Source organism: Sedimentitalea nanhaiensis DSM 24252, assembly GCF_000473225.1.
Lineage (GTDB): Bacteria > Pseudomonadota > Alphaproteobacteria > Rhodobacterales > Rhodobacteraceae > Sedimentitalea > Sedimentitalea nanhaiensis.
The window spans coordinates 14,447-30,104 of the sequence record NZ_AXBG01000001.1 but is presented as its reverse complement, the minus strand read 5'-3'; the positions used below and the strand labels follow the sequence as shown (position 1 = coordinate 30,104).

General features: G+C 57.3%; 12 protein-coding genes. 4 read left to right on the top strand and 8 right to left on the bottom strand.

What is annotated here, in order from left to right:
* Positions 1-104 precede the first annotated feature (104 nt).
* The 3 genes from NANH_RS0100130 to NANH_RS0100120 all read right to left on the bottom strand — a co-directional run bounded on the left by NANH_RS0100130 (position 105) and on the right by NANH_RS0100120 (position 6,496).
* Entirely contained in the window at positions 105-1,214 is a 1,110-nt protein-coding gene (locus tag NANH_RS0100130; RefSeq protein WP_027260235.1) for an acyltransferase family protein, read from the bottom strand.
* 182 nt (positions 1,215-1,396) lie between these two features.
* Positions 1,397-3,844, bottom strand: a complete 2,448-nt coding sequence (locus NANH_RS0100125; protein WP_027260234.1) for a PKD domain-containing protein — start codon at positions 3,842-3,844, stop codon at positions 1,397-1,399.
* Positions 3,845-6,496, bottom strand: a complete 2,652-nt coding sequence (locus tag NANH_RS0100120) for a fibronectin type III domain-containing protein (RefSeq protein WP_027260233.1) — start codon at positions 6,494-6,496, stop codon at positions 3,845-3,847.
* 306 nt (positions 6,497-6,802) lie between these two features.
* Here NANH_RS0100120 and NANH_RS24890 point away from each other — a divergent pair, with 306 nt between their 5' ends.
* The 4 genes from NANH_RS24890 (at position 6,803) to NANH_RS0100100 (ending at position 11,217) form a co-directional block, all read left to right on the top strand.
* Positions 6,803-8,284, top strand: coding sequence for an O-antigen ligase family protein (locus NANH_RS24890; RefSeq protein WP_051372157.1), 1,482 nt, complete (start codon positions 6,803-6,805; stop codon positions 8,282-8,284).
* A 119-nt stretch (positions 8,285-8,403) separates the two neighbouring features.
* Complete coding sequence (locus tag NANH_RS0100110) at positions 8,404-9,366, top strand: glycosyltransferase family 2 protein (protein WP_027260232.1); 963 nt, start codon at positions 8,404-8,406, stop codon at positions 9,364-9,366.
* Positions 9,367-9,369: 3 nt separating this feature from the next.
* Entirely contained in the window at positions 9,370-10,212 is an 843-nt protein-coding gene (locus NANH_RS0100105; RefSeq protein ID WP_027260231.1) for a sulfotransferase family protein, read from the top strand.
* A gap of 9 nt (positions 10,213-10,221) precedes the next feature.
* On the top strand, positions 10,222-11,217 hold the full coding sequence (locus tag NANH_RS0100100; protein WP_027260230.1) for a glycosyltransferase family 2 protein: 996 nt from the start codon (positions 10,222-10,224) through the stop codon (positions 11,215-11,217).
* A 3-nt stretch (positions 11,218-11,220) separates the two neighbouring features.
* Here the strand turns inward: NANH_RS0100100 and NANH_RS0100095 are convergent, their stop codons facing one another.
* The 5 genes from NANH_RS0100095 to trfA form a co-directional block, all read right to left on the bottom strand.
* Positions 11,221-12,654: an oligosaccharide flippase family protein gene (locus tag NANH_RS0100095; protein ID WP_139236524.1), complete on the bottom strand. Its 1,434-nt coding sequence runs from the start codon at positions 12,652-12,654 to the stop codon at positions 11,221-11,223.
* Between the two features lie 169 nt (positions 12,655-12,823).
* Positions 12,824-13,090, bottom strand: coding sequence for a hypothetical protein (locus tag NANH_RS0100090; protein WP_027260228.1), 267 nt, complete (start codon positions 13,088-13,090; stop codon positions 12,824-12,826).
* The gene (locus NANH_RS0100085) at positions 13,087-13,728 is read right to left on the bottom strand and encodes a ParA family protein (protein WP_027260227.1); all 642 of its coding nucleotides are present in this window, start codon (positions 13,726-13,728) and stop codon (positions 13,087-13,089) included. The genes NANH_RS0100090 and NANH_RS0100085 overlap by 4 nt, the downstream gene beginning before the upstream one ends.
* A 185-nt stretch (positions 13,729-13,913) precedes the next feature.
* Positions 13,914-14,117, bottom strand: coding sequence for a hypothetical protein (locus tag NANH_RS29015; RefSeq protein ID WP_027260226.1), 204 nt, complete (start codon positions 14,115-14,117; stop codon positions 13,914-13,916).
* A 189-nt stretch (positions 14,118-14,306) separates the two neighbouring features.
* A complete protein-coding gene (gene trfA / locus NANH_RS0100075) occupies positions 14,307-15,296 on the bottom strand; it encodes a plasmid replication initiator TrfA (protein WP_245601333.1) in 990 nt (329 codons plus the stop codon).
* Positions 15,297-15,658: the final 362 nt, after the last annotated feature.

Below are 15,658 nucleotides of genomic sequence, written 5' to 3'. Positions count from 1 at the left end.
AACTTTCAAACGCAGTCGCCCCGTTATCCCGAAGCGCACCAGGCAGGTAAAGCTCTAACTGGGATTTCACCGATGACGAAAGGCATGAAAAACCACACGATCAGTCACAGGGTTTCGGACCCACGCGCACGGGTCAATCGTGATTGATACCGACGGATGGCATTCTGTGCGGGGCATTCGATTTTGATATACGCCCACCTGCTGATCGCGATGAGCAAAGCAAAATATCCGAAGGCGAATACGTTTGTCACTAGCAGGTCGGGAGCAAACACTCCGAACGATCCCACCATGAGTATGGACATCTGCAAGGGTGAATGCAGCAGATACGTGGAATACGTGATGTCCCCGACAGGTTTGAGAAATCGGAACCGGTCTCCTTGCGTCGCTTCAAATAGTCCCACCAGAATTAACAAGCCTGAAAACAAGGGGGCCAGTTGCAAGGTCAGCGGCACGTTAAGGCCAAGCTTCCAAGCCATCATCATCGGAGCGATCCCGGCCGCGACGCATAACAAAGCCATGGCCAATTGACGGCATCTTGTCAGTCTAAGCGTGTAGCGAAACACCGCATAGGCCAGGCAGCCAAAGTAGAAATGTGCACCACAGACAAGGATCAGGTGGTTCGATACGGCCATGAGGCCCAAAAAAGCGAAACAAGCTACCAATGAAATCTGCCAGCCTGGACCTCCCAATACGAGCAGCACGATGAACACGACATAGATCACGACCTCAATAGAAACAGACCAGATCGGCCCGTTGAACGACAAGCCGCTTTCGAATCCCCAGTTGGAGGCAAAGGCCAGATTGAGAGCAAAGTGATACGCATCGTTGTTGCCGTAGATAAAAGGCTCGCCAAAGTACCGTGTGGCTACGGATTGCAGTACGGCAATGTACAGCAAGGTTAAAAGGTGCAGCGGGTAAAGTCTGGAAAATCTATTTACTGCATAAGACTTAGGGTCGACTTTGCGAGATCGGTCGCTCAAATATACATGCGCGAATACGAAACCGGATATGACCCAGAACAACATTACGGCCAAGCTGCCTTTGGCGATGATCCAGTCCAAGTGACGAAAGAGTATCAGATCGGTCCAGCTCGAACCATTCAACCGCGCAGTGAAGTCGTTTTTGAAAAAGTTCTTGTAATGAAAAACCACGACACAAAGGGCCGCGCAACATCTGATAAAATCGATCAGGTAGAACGTTTTTATACGTGTCATTATTCAGTCACTAGCGCCAAGAACGGCAGTTGTCGCGGATCCCGGATTCGGCCAACCGTCTCCAGCGCTTGTACAGGTTACCGGTTTGACCACCCCGTGTCAGCAGGGTGGTCTTGTCTTGCGAGGGAAAACAAAGAAGCTATCAGGGAGGACATCATCCCCCCAGCCGGAACCGTCCGGCGTTATTCCGCTTCCCAAGCCCCCATGGAGGGCGGCTCGGGCCGGTCCTGAAGCGTGATGTCCATATAGGACACATCTCCGTTCAGTGCAGCCCCCAACGCCGCTGATCCGGGCAGCGGTCGCGTGTCCTTTACCGCACTTTCCGGCATGGCATAACCGGTTTGAAGCGGAGATCTTTCGCTCATGTCCAACACGGGACCATACCCTGCCGAGGCGGGCCAAGTCACGCCACTGCGGTTCGTGATCGTGACACCGGCATCCTCAAAGCGCATTTCGAACAGTCCACTGTCCAGTGACATCCATCCGTTACCCACGCCCTGAACGACCAGCTGGTGCTTGTCTGACCCTTCCTTGATATGAGCGCGGGCCAACTGTGTCACGCCGTCTGAAAGCGTCCAATACGGCTGAAAATAGGTTCCTCCGTCCGGAACATCCTGACCCAACAGTTTACCCGGATGCCGTGCAACAATTGGACGCCATCCTGCGGTTCGCGGCTGCCACAGAGCTACGTCCGATACGGGTGCATAGGAAGTCTCCGCATATGGTGCTTGGAAACGCGGCATATGGGTTAGGTTGTTTTCTTCGATCACGTTCGTGAATTTTGGGGCACCACCTTGAGTGATTTCGTACAATAGAACCGGTTCTACAAAGACCCCTGAAACCGAACTGTTCTGCAGATAGGTTCGGTCCACCCGCATCGTGTTGTTGTAGATACGGACGGGAGCATTCCCAACAATGTTAGCATCGAACTGAACCGGTGATTCTTGATACGCGCCATACATCGCCTTTACCTCGACGAAGTTCTTGAATGCATTTCCGTAATTTATCTTGGCCTGCCCTGCCACAATGCAGAGATTATTTCGGATGGTGACACCAGAGGCCACAGTATAGAATGCTTGGTGGCCAGCATAGTTCATTACGCTAATAACGCCATCGATAATAGCGTTCATGGCTGAGGAACCGCCTTCGGAAAACTTGCCTCGCGCGATGGAGTTCGCACCGATAATCAAAGCCTGATAACCGCCCTCAAAGGCACATGAATGCACGTTGATCACGGTGCCGTCTTTGGAGGGCGTATTACCCAGCTTCACATTGGCCTGTGTGTTATCAAGGTGGAATATGTCGCACCCTCTCATGTGATTGTTGCGCCAACTGTCAGATCGAATGACCGCCCGCCAAGCATCGCTTGAAAGAGAAAGGGGGTTTTGGTCGAAGCGGCACCCGGTGAATGAGATTGTGGAGGTAGCGTGCTCAGACGGCCCCCCGAGGTAGATTGGGTATTGCCCCCCGAAATCTGTCATGGTGCAGTCGTCCATGTGGAGATGAGAAGGGTATGTGCTGTTGGCGTTATCCGCAGGCGGGTTCCACGAAATCGTCCCTGTCCCGAACTTGGCAAAATCACATTGCGAGATGATTAAGTCCAAGCGACTGAGAAGACGCATCCCCAGCCAGCGCATCGAAGTATCGTAGTTACTAACAATGTCACTGGGAACTTGTGTAGTTGGATCGAAAGTTCCTTCCAGTTTCAATTCAACTATACGTAAATCAGGAGCAGGACCGGTGGCGTCACCTAGAATATAGCCCAAACCTTTGTCGTAAATGATAGCGGCTGGGCTATTCATCACATCGGTCGACGCGTAAGGCGGGGGCACAATCGTCGCCTTGCTGTCCCCATATGATCCCAAGTACAGGCCTGGAACCTCTGGATAGGCCGGATTGATGCTCAATCCAAATGTGGACCCACCCTTGAACAGCCAACGGTTTGGGACGCCGTTTCGTTGATCAGCCCAAACCGCATCATACCGTCCCTTCACACCATCAACATAAATCACGTCAGTGTAGACAATTTCATTATTCTCGTCGGCGTTTACCTTGATGGCATTCGGATAATTGGCGTCAACATAGGTCCAGTCGTCGTCGCCGTATGGGTTGACGCAGATTGTTTGACCGGACGTGCCGTCATAGACGGTATCCGGATCGGCCACGATGATGTCGATGCTGGCCGTGGCGGTCTTGCCGCTGCTCGGCTCAATGACCAACACGGTTGCGTTATGGGTGCCGGGCCGGGTGTACATATGCGTCACCATTGGCCCCTTGGCTGTGTTTCGGTTTTTCCACTCTGGCAGCACGTTTTCTGGCGCGGTCCAGTTCCCGCTTGCCGTGTCGCCAAAGTCCCAAAGATAGATCAGATCGTGCATCCGTGCGTCGTAAACTTCGTCGCCGGTCGGACCATTGGTGTCAAATACCGCCTCGGAAAGATCGACCCAGAACCGCACACTGTCAGGCGCGACCCGCAACATGGTGCGATCTACGGTGATGCTGATTGTGCCGCCATCGCCGCCACCGCCCCATGATGAAACATTGGCAGGTCCCGCCGTGATGGCATTTTGAGAAACAGAGATGTTCAGACTTTCGCCAGTCTTGAAGCCGGAAAGATTAAGAGTTCGCATCTACAGTTCTCCACAAGAAAATTGACCGATTTTTGCCGAGCCGCTCATAACAAACGCTGCGGCTCCGTCAGTAACATCGCTGTCGGTGACAGCCTGAGCCACAATACCGTTCAAAACGTAACGGATAATGGTTCCCTCGGCCTCGATCCGAACCCTGTCCCCGGCTTCCACGGCAGGGCCTATCCACAGTGCGGTATAACCGCTTGGTCCCTCTCGAACCAAGGAAACGCTCCCTGCGGTACATCGGATTCCATAGTAGCTGGTCGGGCCGGTCTGTCGCACATATAGGGCCACGGCTTGGCCTCCAGCGGCGGGTGGCTCGGTGATCACTACCTCGGCGAACTGATCCGTTGCAAGCGCCTCGCCGCATTTGAGCCACTGGGTCCCGCCCGAAACCAATTGCGCATTTCCCGATCGCGTCTCGATAGCGCCGCCAAGAGAATACTGATCCGACCATTCCGGTCGGCTCGTCAACAACGTTCCGTCGACATAATCGAACGTGTCAGTGAACAAGAGGCCAGTCCCTGCTTCCGCAGTTGTCGCGGTCCCTGATGCTGACCACGCGCCATGGCCAAGCGCACTGACCGCCCGCGTCTGGACATGGTGGATCGTAGCAGCCGTAAGGCCCGAGACGACATGCGGATTGCCGATATCCATGGCGATCACCCATGCCCCACCGTCTGCCTGCCAACGCAGGTCGTAGGACGTGATCGCACTGCCGCCGTCATTTGGCGCTGCGGCCAGAACCACATCGATTCCGTCCGATCCCGCCGCAGTAACCGTCGGTGCCGCCATCTGTTCTGGAACCGTTGCCACGGGGATGGCCATTCCACTGCTGGCCCGCGTTCGCGACCCGGCGGCATTCGTGGCCGTTTCGACATATGTGATTGTTTCGCCCCCGTCGGCCTCGTTCACCACATAGGTTGATCCCGTCGCACTTGGGATATCAACCCCATTGCGGCGCCATTTGCCGGCAATGGTCGGTGTGTCTCCGGCCTCGTGGATCCAAAGCCCCGAAAGGGCGGCCAGCGTTTGGCCCACGCCCGCCACACCGCTGGTGACCGGAGCGACAGCCGAGATCGGGCCATTGTCCAGATCGGATGCGGTGAATGGCCCATGTGCTCCGTTGTGATGAACGTTATCCGACCCAGAGACGGTGACCGTGAATTCGCCTTCGTCCACCATGATGTCGACCGTATCATCACTGTTTGCCACGATGTCCGGCAGACCCACAGGCGAAGTGATTTCCTCAGGCGAACCATAGGCCACAGGGGACCACTGACCCCGACCGACGGCGTTCAGCGCACGTGTTCGTATCTGATAAACCGCGCCTGTTATTAAACCCGTGAGAGTCTCCGGATTGGAAGCCCCTATGATGTTCACATAGACTCCGCCTTCTTCGCGCCATCGCAGATCATAAGAGGTGATTGGACTGCCGCCATCATCCGGGACGTTCCCCATGTCGACCCTTAGCGATGTTGGCCCGCTCGACGTAACCGTCGGTCTCGACATTTTCGCGGGGGCCGTGGCGGCGGATGTGATTGAAACGTCAAAGGAGATCTGAGCCGATCCGCCGCTGTTGGCGGCTGTGATTGCGATACTGCCGCTGACCTCTGATCCGGTCCGGATCGTGACGATGCCCGTCGTGCCGTCGATGGTCACGCCTGCTATTGGAGTATTAACGGAATAGGTGATCCCCGATCCTGCAAAGCCAGCCGCCGCATCGACGATCTGATCACCCGATCCCATGGCATAGGCCTGATTGGGCAGGCTTCCGACCGCGACAGGGGCGGCATACAACGCTCTGTGAACCGACGAGTTTGCGGACCCGTATTCGGTGGTGGTGACCGTACAGGACAGATCCGCGCCATCGACGGACGGCTCCACCAGATAGGTTTGTCCGATTGCTCCAGGAATGATCTGCCCATCACGGTTCCATTGGTAACCGGTCACTGTTCCGGTGGGCAGCAGCCAATTGACCTCTGCCGAAAGGGTGGTTCCGATCTGTGCGATCTCACCCATGAGACCGGTCAGAGTAACGGAAAAGCCGGCCCCGACGATGCTCACATCGAACTGGTTGTGGGCGACGCCCCCGCTGCTTTCAACCGTCACGGCGACCGTGCCGGACTGAATCCCGTTGCCGGTCTCGATCGAGACCACACCGGTGTCGCGATCTATAATCACGCCGGGAACGGTGGTGCTGACGGAATAGGTCAGATCTTCACCAATGAATCCACCCGCCGTCGCCACCGTGCTGTCGCCGGTATCGATGGAATAGCTGACATCAGGCAAGCCCCCCGTGGACACAGGTGCGGCAAAGCGCACGGTATGCGCCGGGCCGTCCTGCGGCATATAGGGGCCAAGCGGAGTTGCCGTCGGATAGATGTTTTCCAAGTTGTCGCCCGGGACAGGCGTGTATGACGCACTTGTCGCCCCGGCAATCTCGCCGGTGTTATCGTTCCATTTCCAGGCTACGGATGCCGGGGCGGCTTCGGAAAAATGATGTGCGGATGCATAGAGCGGCGTGCCAATTTGTGCTGTCTGGCCATAGGTTGAGTTGGTGGTCAACCCAGAGACCGACACCACGAAATAGGCCGTCGCCGCACCAGAAGCTCCAAGACCGAATGCGTCATCGGCGAGGGTATCAGGCATGAGGTTCTCCTCAGAAGGGGTTCATTCGAGAAGCACCGGTTCGGTATTCTGATCTTGTCGTTGAAACGGCGCGTATTCAGACGACGTAAAAGGTCCGCCAAATCCGTTAGCATCCCCCTGCACCACCGCCCCAAATCCTTAACACGCCCCAACCCCACCGCACGTTGCCCCGACCCGTTGCGATAAAATCTTTCTGTTCCGCGCATTTGACAAAACTTGCTTGAATTTGACGCCGGGATGGGATCCAGCATGTTAAGGTCCGCCTGCTACAGAGCCCAAGACTGAACCCGAGGCCGATTACCACCCATGCCGCCCCTTCTCGCCCTGTTTTCCTGGCCGCTGGTCGTTGTGGTTCTTGCACGCAAGTTTCGCCCGGCTTTGGCATTCATCCTGGCGATCTTGACTGGCTTTTTATTGCTGCCGGAAACGATCGCGTTCGACCTGCCAATGTTACCGGCCCTGACCAAACATACGGTCCCGGTATTATCCGTTGTTCTGTTCATCACCTTGTTTCAGACCGGCAAGGGAAAGACAGACAGTCGATCGCTGATACCCGAACATCCGTTTGTCCGGATTGCCGTGGTCGGTTTGGTCCTGGGCGCATTGCTCACGGTCGCCACCAATGGCGATCCTTTGCGCTATGGTCCGAAGGTACAGCCAGGCATGCGCCTATATGACGGGTTTGCGCACGCCCTCACCATGGCGATGATGCTTCTACCCATGCTGCTGGCGCGAAAATTTCTTGCCAGACCCGAAACCCATGTGTTGCTTCTCAGAGTCCTATGCTTCGCGGCTCTTTTCTATTCCCTTCTGGCGCTATTCGAAGTTCGCATGTCACCGCAATTGAACCAATGGGTCTACGGGTTCTTTCCCCATAGCTGGAGACAACATTATCGCGGCGGCGGTTGGCGACCGATCGTTTTCCTCAGCCATGGTCTGGTGGTGTCTCTGTTCTTCTGCTGCGCCACCTTGGCGGCGGCCGGTCTGTCGCGGCTCTATCACAAGCAGCGCGGCAAATTTCTGGCCGCCATGGCCTGGCTTTTCTTGACGCTGGTGTTGACCAAGTCACTGGGGGCTCTGGTCATTGTCATCCTCATGCTGCCAGCGGCACTGCTCTGGGGGGTGCGTGGCCAGTTGCTGACCGCCTGCGCTATCGCAGTTCTGGTCCTAGTCTACCCGATTGGCCGCTCCACCGGGGTCATCCCAATCCAGCAAGTCGCGCAGATTGCGGAATCCATCAGCCCTGAGAGAGCCGCATCCTTCATGACCCGTGTCGTGAATGAAGACAGGTTGCTTGCCAAAGCGCAGCAACGTCCATGGTTTGGTTGGGGCCTTTGGGGGCGATCCAGAATCTCCGATCCTATAACTGGGGTGGATATCACAATTGTCGATGGTCTCTGGATTGGTATGCTCGGAGCCAGCGGTTGGGTTGGATACCTGTCCAATTTCGGTTTGTTATGTCTCCCCATAATCCTGCTCTTCCGGCATCTCCGGCGCTATGACATCGGGATGGAGAGCTCCATCCTGGCCTTGGTTTTGGCGGCCAACCTGATTGACCTTCTTCCAAATTCCGGCCTCACTCCTGTCACTTGGGTCGTGGCCGGAGCGCTTTGGGGGCGGCTTGAGCTGGGTCGGATCGAGACTGAAACAGATACTGTGTCAACAGACACGTCAGGCAACTCAGGTTCTATTTACACCCGGCTGGGAAAACAGATAGCCAACCCCGCCAGATCTGGAACACGGCAGAATCAATACACTCGGCAGAAATCTCGACACGCCCGCAAGTAAAAAGTAAATTTGCGCCTCGGTGCCGATTATTGCCATCGTCCTGCCCTGAAATCCACCATATACATCGGGCAAAGAGCTCATATACCGGCAACACATAACAGAAATCCGTGCAATTCCAGATGCTCCGTTCCATTGGCGTTTCCATCATAAACTACAAGACTGCCGAACTGACGATTGCCTGCGTACAATCGGTTTTGGCAGATGTTGGCAATCTCCCGGTGCAAATCGTGGTGGTCGACAATGCATCGGGCGACGGATCGGCCGAACGCATTGCCGACTGGATCGCGGAACAACCTGCGGGCACGCCCGTCCGCCTGGTCTGTTCCAAGGCGAATACCGGCTTCTCCGGCGGGCATAATCTGGGCATGGCAGCGCTGGATGCCGACTGGTACCTGATCCTGAATTCCGACGCGGTGTTGCGTCCGGGCTTCCTGCAGGCAATGCAGGATGCCACTGCGGCCAACCCCAGGACCGGGTTGATCGCTCCGCAGATCGAAACCGAGGATGGAGACATCCAGGTCAGCTGTTTTCGCTTTCACAGCCCATGGAGCGAACTGATCCGCGGTGCTGGCAGCGGCCCCGTCACCAGGATCCTGAAGCGTCATGTCGTGGCGCTGCAGCCACCGGTGGATCCAGAACAGATCGAATGGGCCAGCTTCGCCTGTATCCTGCTCAATGCCCGCATGGCCAAGCAGATCGGGCCAATGGACGAAGGGTATTTTCTCTATTTCGAGGACGCCGAATACAGCCTGCGCGCCCGGCGGGCCGGGTGGACGATCATGCAAGAGACACAGGCGGTCATGGTGCATTACAGGGGGGGGTCGGGTCCGGTCAAAGCCCTGGAGCAGGCCCGCAAACGCCTGCCCCCTTATTTCTATGCGTCGCGAACGCGGTTCTTTCGGCAAGCCTATGGAATTGCCGGGCCGTGGTTGGCAAATCTCATGTGGTCTGCGGGACGCCTGATGGCACAGGTCCGGCAAATGCTGGGAAAACCCGCGCCGCGCCGCATCGAAGCAGAGCCACGGGATATCTGGACCAACGTCTTGCATCCGCTGGGGCCACGCCGCGCACCGGGAGAATAGGATATGACTGGCCCGGATTTTCTGGTGATCGGCGCGATGAAATGCGGCACATCGACTCTGGCGGCACAGTTGGCGGTACAGGACGGCGTCTTTATCACCACGCCCAAGGAGCCCAATTTCTTTTCCGACGACGATGTCTATGCCCGCGGGCCGGACTGGTACGCTGCACTGTTTCAGGAGGCCCATGCGCAGGATCTGAAAGGCGAAGCCAGCACCCATTACACCAAGCTGCCAACCTATCCGCAGACCCTGAATCGCATGCAGGCGATGTTGCCCACCCCACGTCTGGTCTACATGATCCGCAATCCCGTGAAGCGGGCAGAATCCCATTACATCCATGAATGGACCGAGGGCCGGCTTGGCCGTGACCCCGAGCAGGCCTTTGCACAATGCCGCGAGATCGTGGATTACGGCTGCTATGGCATGCAGATCGCGCCGTTTGTCCAAGCCTATGGGGCGACAAACATCCACCTGACCAGCCTGGAGCAAATCAAGGCGGACCCGGACCGGGCCTTTGCCGCCATTGCCGCCTTCCTCGGCCTTCCCGACGGCACGGCCTGGAAACATGACCTTCCGGCCCAGAACGTGTCCACCGAACGGATCCGCAGGCTCCCACTGCAGGCGGTCCTGGTCGACAACCCGGTCGCACGGGGACTGCGACGCACATTGGTGCCCAAATCCGTGCGAACCTGGATCCGTAATCAGCGCAAGATGACAACTCGACCGGACATTCCCGGCGTTCTGATGCAACGGATGCAGGCGCGATTTCTGGAGGATCGGGCCCAGTTGGCAGAGTTCTTCCCGGATCATCCCGCGCTTGATCTTTGCTATCCCTTTGCCACGTGACAGATGCCAATGACTGAGCAGCAGAATACCGCATTACCCTCTGCCGCCCCTGTCAGCTCGGCTGTCGTAATCGGTCGCAACGAAGGCGCGCGGCTGATCGCCTGCCTGGACAGCCTTCAGGGCCGGTTTTCCCAAGTGATCTATGTGGACAGCGGCTCCACCGATGGCAGCCAGGATGCCGCGCGCGCACGCGGGGCCGAAATAGTCACGCTCGATGGTTCCCGTCCCTTCACAGCCGCGCGGGCACGCAATGCCGGGCTGGATCACCTGATCGCTGCGGCCCCTCCCCCGGATCTGGTTCAGTTTCTTGACGGCGACTGCATCCTGCAACCTGAATGGCTCAATATCGCCCAGGGTTTCTTGCACGCTCATCCAGATGTCGCGGTTGTCTGCGGCCGCCGCCGCGAGCGCTTTCCCCAGTCCTCGATCTGGAACGGTATGATCGATACGGAATGGGACACGCCCATAGGCGAGGCGCGCGCCTGCGGCGGAGATGCCGTGATGCGCCTCGACGCTCTGCGACAGGTCGGAGGGTACAACCCCGATCTGATCGCCGGGGAAGAACCAGAACTGTGCCTGCGCCTGCGTCTGAAGGGGTGGAAGATCTGGCGCATCGATGCCGAAATGACCCTGCATGACGCCGCCATGACGCGGTTCGGACAGTGGTGGCAGCGATCGCGCCGGGCTGGATATACCTATGCCGAGGGGGTCGCAATGTACGGGCGCACGCCCGAGCGACACAAGGTCCGCGAATTTTCCAGCGCTCTGGCCTGGGGGCTGGCTTTGCCACTCTTTCTGTTGCTGACTGCGATCTTTATCACCCCCTGGATGATTTTGGGAACTCTGATCTATCCGCTGCAAATCCTGCGGCTGCGACTGCGTGACCTTTCCTGGAGGCAGGCCTTGTTTCTGCTCTTGGGAAAATTCCCCGAAACCCAGGGCGCGTTGACCTATATTTGGCACCGTTTGACCCGCAAACGGGGACGGTTGATCGAATACAAATAGGTCTCAGCCGCCCAGCCCGTTCAGCACCTCGGAAATTGCGGTGTCATGCAGGCTCAGCACACCCGCGACCCCGAGCGCGATGACGATCATAAATCCCAGATCCAGCAGGGGGTCCCAGCCCCTTTCGCGATGAGCCAACCAGGCCGTAAGGGGGTACACCAGCAAGGCCGCCAACCCCGGCGCGATGGCCGCGCCCAAGATACCGTATTCCCGGACCAGCAGGATCAGAAGAGTCAGCTGCAACGCTCCCAGAACGACCAAATATATGGTGAAATTTCGCGACTTTCCCGAAGCCAGGAGCAAATTTGCATAGGCGTTGAAGGCAAGCGTGGGCAGATAGGTCAGGCTGAGCAGAACCATGATCGGTCCGGCCAAAGCATATTCCGGCTCGTAAAGCAGTTTGATCAGCCAGTCGCCGATCGAGGCAAGAACCAGCCCCAAGCCAATCAGCGCCGTCGTCAGCATGACCCGGGCCAAGCGCACCTTGTGGCGATTGGCCGGGCCTTCGCGCGGCGGGGTTTTGGCATAGATCGGCATCAGAACCCGAGCGCCAAGTTGGTTGGAAACAATGAACGGGATCGACGCCATGAAGAAACCGATATTATAGATTCCCAACTCGCCAATGCTGATGAATTTCCCCAAAACGGCACGGTCCGCATTGTTGATCAGAAATCCGGCCATCGAGCCGATGAAAATGTACTTTCCGAAATGGAAGATCTCCCAGAACGCGGCGCGATCCCAACCCAGACGATCTTGGTGGCCGGACAACATCAGATGCGACATCATCGTCTTGATCGTGATTCCAATCAGCGTACCGATCACCAACGCCCAGACAGATTGCAGCCACCAGGCCAGAAGGATCGTCACCAAAATGCCCAGAGTCTGGCTGCCCAGTTCCATCATGGTCAGGCGACCAAGCGCAATATGACGGTTGGCCGTAGCCAGCCGCATCGATTGCAGTCCCTGGATGACGGTGGCAAAGCCCGCAACCGGCAACAGGGCGGCCAGCTGAGGCTGGTCATAGAAACGGGCCATGGGAACCGCCAGGGCAAGTGTAAGCAGCCACAGCAAAAACCCCCGCCCGATCTGAAGGCTCCAGGCTGTCTTGAGAAAGCCCGGATCGTCTCCCCGCTTGCTCTGCACGATAGATGGATTGATGCCCGTGTCCGAGAGCATTTGAAGTCCCGTCAGAACCACCATGACCAAGGCCATCAGGCCAAAGGCTTCGGGAAACAGCAACCGGGTCAGAACCAGATTCAGCAACAGGCGCAGAAACTGCTGGGCCCCGAAACCGAAAAAAGTAAACGCAGTGCCACGCAAGGCCCGGGCGCGCAGCCCGTCGCCCCCTAACAGTCGGCGCAGAGAAGCAGATATGCGGCCCTGTCTTTCAGAGTTCGCGCGCCCCTGCCCCATTGCCCGGTTCGATCCGTCCTGCACAGCACATTACCTTGTCCAAGCACCCTGGCTGGCGTTGTAGGCAAGCTGGTCCTAAACTCCAATGAACAAAAGCGGATTTTCCAAGATCCGCTTTTGTTTCCCCATAAGATCCGCACATCGGAAACCCTGCACTAAGACGTCAATCCTATGACGATAGGATTATAGGATCCTATACCCGGCCATGCTTTTCCTCCAGCAAGGTCAGCGCCTCAGCCAAAAGATCGGGCACCTTGCGCCGGGTGCGGATCGCCAGGATTTCATAACCGTCCGCGACCCGCCGCGTGATCCGCTTGTTGAACTGGACCTTTTCATCCTCGGCGACATGGTCAAACTTGGCGACCTGGGCCGATTTTGGCACTGATACTTCCGCGCGCCCTGCCCCGTCTTGTCCACGCCGGCGCGGCGGTTCAGCGATCTTGAGACCCTTGGACATCATGCAGCCTCCTTCATGCCCGGCAGATGGTTCATGATCGCCTGCGCCACGGCAACCGCCCGCTCCTGTACCTTCGGGAACGGCACTTCCGAGGCCGCGCGGCCTTCGGCATGGCCCTGGCGGATCGACGCAAGCTCGGGGAAAACCGGGTCCAGCACATTCACCCGCGCCTTGGTGAGATAGGCCCGCGCGGCGCGATCCTCGGCCTCGGACCCCTTTGCCCGGCAAAAGCAGAAAAACATTCTGTCCGTCGCAATGCCGGCTTCTTCCAGTTCATAGGCCGCTTCGACCTGCGGTTCCATGTCATCCAGACTGTAGCCGGTCGGCATCAGCACCAGATCGCTGTGCCGCGCCATGGTGCGACCGCCCTGCTCGGCGTGGGCCGGACCGTCCAGGATCATCAGGTCGAACCGCCCGGCTTCCTTGATCGCCCGGTCGACGGTGCGGTATTTCTCGACCGCAATCTCGGGGTGCAAGCCCGACTGGTCGCGCCGCGCCTTCCATTTGGTCGACGTGCCCTGGGCCGGATCCAGATCGGCGATCTTCACCACCCATCCAGCGCGCGCGACCTCGACCGCCAACAACCTTGCAAGAGCGCTTTTCCCAACGCCCCCCTTCTGTGAAATCAAAGAAATGATCACTGCTGCCTCCTATTTTTATTATATCCTATGATGCGAGAAAGCATGTATTCGAGCAAGATAGGATCCTTCAACAGCAGGAAGCTTGGATTCAACAGTTGCAGAATTGCAGATTTCTGTGATCCACAAATATCAGGATTATGAAATTATAGCTTTGCGATAATTATCAATCCTAGGATTGTATGAATCTAGGCGCGACCCCGTTTCTCAAACCACTTCGCACAGAATCCGACAAAAGCGCGGTCGGCGTCGCGCGGCGGTTCGATGATCCAATCCCGCCATTCCCGTTCAAGATGGTAGATATCCCAACCCGGTGCGGCGGCCCCGGCGCACTCAAAGGTCTCCGGCTTGAGCGCGGAGATACCACTGTCGTTCAGCGGGGCAGGGGTCATGGTGCCTCGGTTCTCGCGGCTCCCCCGTTACTTCATAGAAAGGTAACCAAAAACTATCGAGCGCTAAGGGGTTTCTTGAGGCCAAAACAACCAAATAATTGAGGGCCGCCCGGGTGATATCCAAGACATCAATATCTGCGTCTTGACCTCAAGAAATCGAAGTTCCTAGGATCATACAAATCTACCAATCTAGGGCCGACCGCGCTTTTCGAACCACTTGGCACAGAACCCGACAAAGGCCTTGTCCGCATCACGCGGCGCATCCAGACCACCATCGGCCATCCAGCTGCGCCAGGCTTGTTCAAGGTAATGCACGTCCCAGCCAGGGGCTGCGGCGCGGGCCTTGTCATGGGCTTGGGGGCTGAGCCGGATCAGGTCTGCCGCCGAGTCGCAGACGACCGGATCCATCGTGCCCCGGTTCTCGAACACCACCATATCGTCGTCAAAACGGATCGCGTAGTCCGGGATGTGGTCATAGGCCGCATCCTGATCCACGATCGCGCCGACAAGGCGCCGGAATTCACGCAGGGTCGAGGTCGAGCCGCATTTGCGCTGCAGGGCAGGGAGGCTGACCCGCCATTGCCTCTGCCGCCCACAATGCTTGCGCGCCAACTCGTAGAGCCGCCGCTCCAACGGCTTGCGCAACCGGAAATAGTTGCGATGCAGGGTCAGAACCTCCTGCGCCCGGATCGCGTTGAAGACCCAGTCCGACAGTTCGACCTCGATCTCCTGCATGCGGCCGTCGCGTGTCTCGCGAACGATGCGAGCCCGGTCGATGATGCTGAAGATATCCAGTTGCTCGGTGCCGCCAGTGGTAATGTTGGTCTCGATCTGCGTGCCCTGCAACCGTACTAGGGCCGCGCGCAGGGCCTTGTAACCACGTCCGTCCGTCACCCGGTTCGTGGCCTTGAGCAACTCGTAGGCCTTGATCCGGACAACCCGCTGCACCTGCCGGCCTTCGTTCAACGCGGCGATGACCTGGCTGATGCAGTAGATCAGCACGTCCCGGTCGTGGATCGTGGCCAGCCCGTCGGACGAGGGGCGCACCTCGACGTAGTTCTTGCCGCTCTCGTCCTCGTAACGGCGCGGCAGATGGTCCGGTTTGGTGGAGAGCGAAAAGATCGGATGCGCCATCGATGCAATGTCGCCCTTTGGGGCCGCATCGAAGATATCGCACACAAAGAAATCCTTCTGATCCTGACGATCGGGAAGGAGAGGGGACCGGACATCTTTCGTGATTTCACCCACCATGCCGTCACTTTCGTGATTTCACACACGCTCGTCAAGTCTTTCGTGATTTCACACACAGCAGGACCGGTTTCGTGATTTCACACACACCGCGAGCGCTTTCGTGACTCTACACACGCTCTTTCGTGATTTCACACACGTTCTTTCGTGACTCTACACACGGGGGGTCTGAAAAACACCTTTATTATCAAAGTATTGTAGGCCGTTTTTTTAGCGTAACACATATTTAACACATATTTAACACACAGAGCCTGTGGATAAGTTTATATGCATCGTGAAACGACACCAAATTA

Bases quoted from the DNA above. Each gene is read 5' to 3' on its own strand.
- NANH_RS0100125 (WP_027260234.1), bottom strand. From the start codon at position 3,844: ATGCGAACTCTTAATCTTTCCGGCTTCAAGACTGGCGAAAGTCTGAAC.
- NANH_RS0100100 (WP_027260230.1), top strand. From the start codon at position 10,222: ATGACTGAGCAGCAGAATACCGCATTACCCTCTGCCGCCCCTGTCAGC.
- NANH_RS0100130 (WP_027260235.1), bottom strand. From the start codon at position 1,214: ATGACACGTATAAAAACGTTCTACCTGATCGATTTTATCAGATGTTGC.
- NANH_RS0100105 (WP_027260231.1), top strand. From the start codon at position 9,370: ATGACTGGCCCGGATTTTCTGGTGATCGGCGCGATGAAATGCGGCACA.
- NANH_RS0100110 (WP_027260232.1), top strand. From the start codon at position 8,404: ATGCTCCGTTCCATTGGCGTTTCCATCATAAACTACAAGACTGCCGAA.
- NANH_RS29015 (WP_027260226.1), bottom strand. From the start codon at position 14,117: ATGACCCCTGCCCCGCTGAACGACAGTGGTATCTCCGCGCTCAAGCCG.
- NANH_RS0100090 (WP_027260228.1), bottom strand. From the start codon at position 13,090: ATGATGTCCAAGGGTCTCAAGATCGCTGAACCGCCGCGCCGGCGTGGA.
- NANH_RS24890 (WP_051372157.1), top strand. From the start codon at position 6,803: ATGCCGCCCCTTCTCGCCCTGTTTTCCTGGCCGCTGGTCGTTGTGGTT.
- NANH_RS0100120 (WP_027260233.1), bottom strand. From the start codon at position 6,496: ATGCCTGATACCCTCGCCGATGACGCATTCGGTCTTGGAGCTTCTGGT.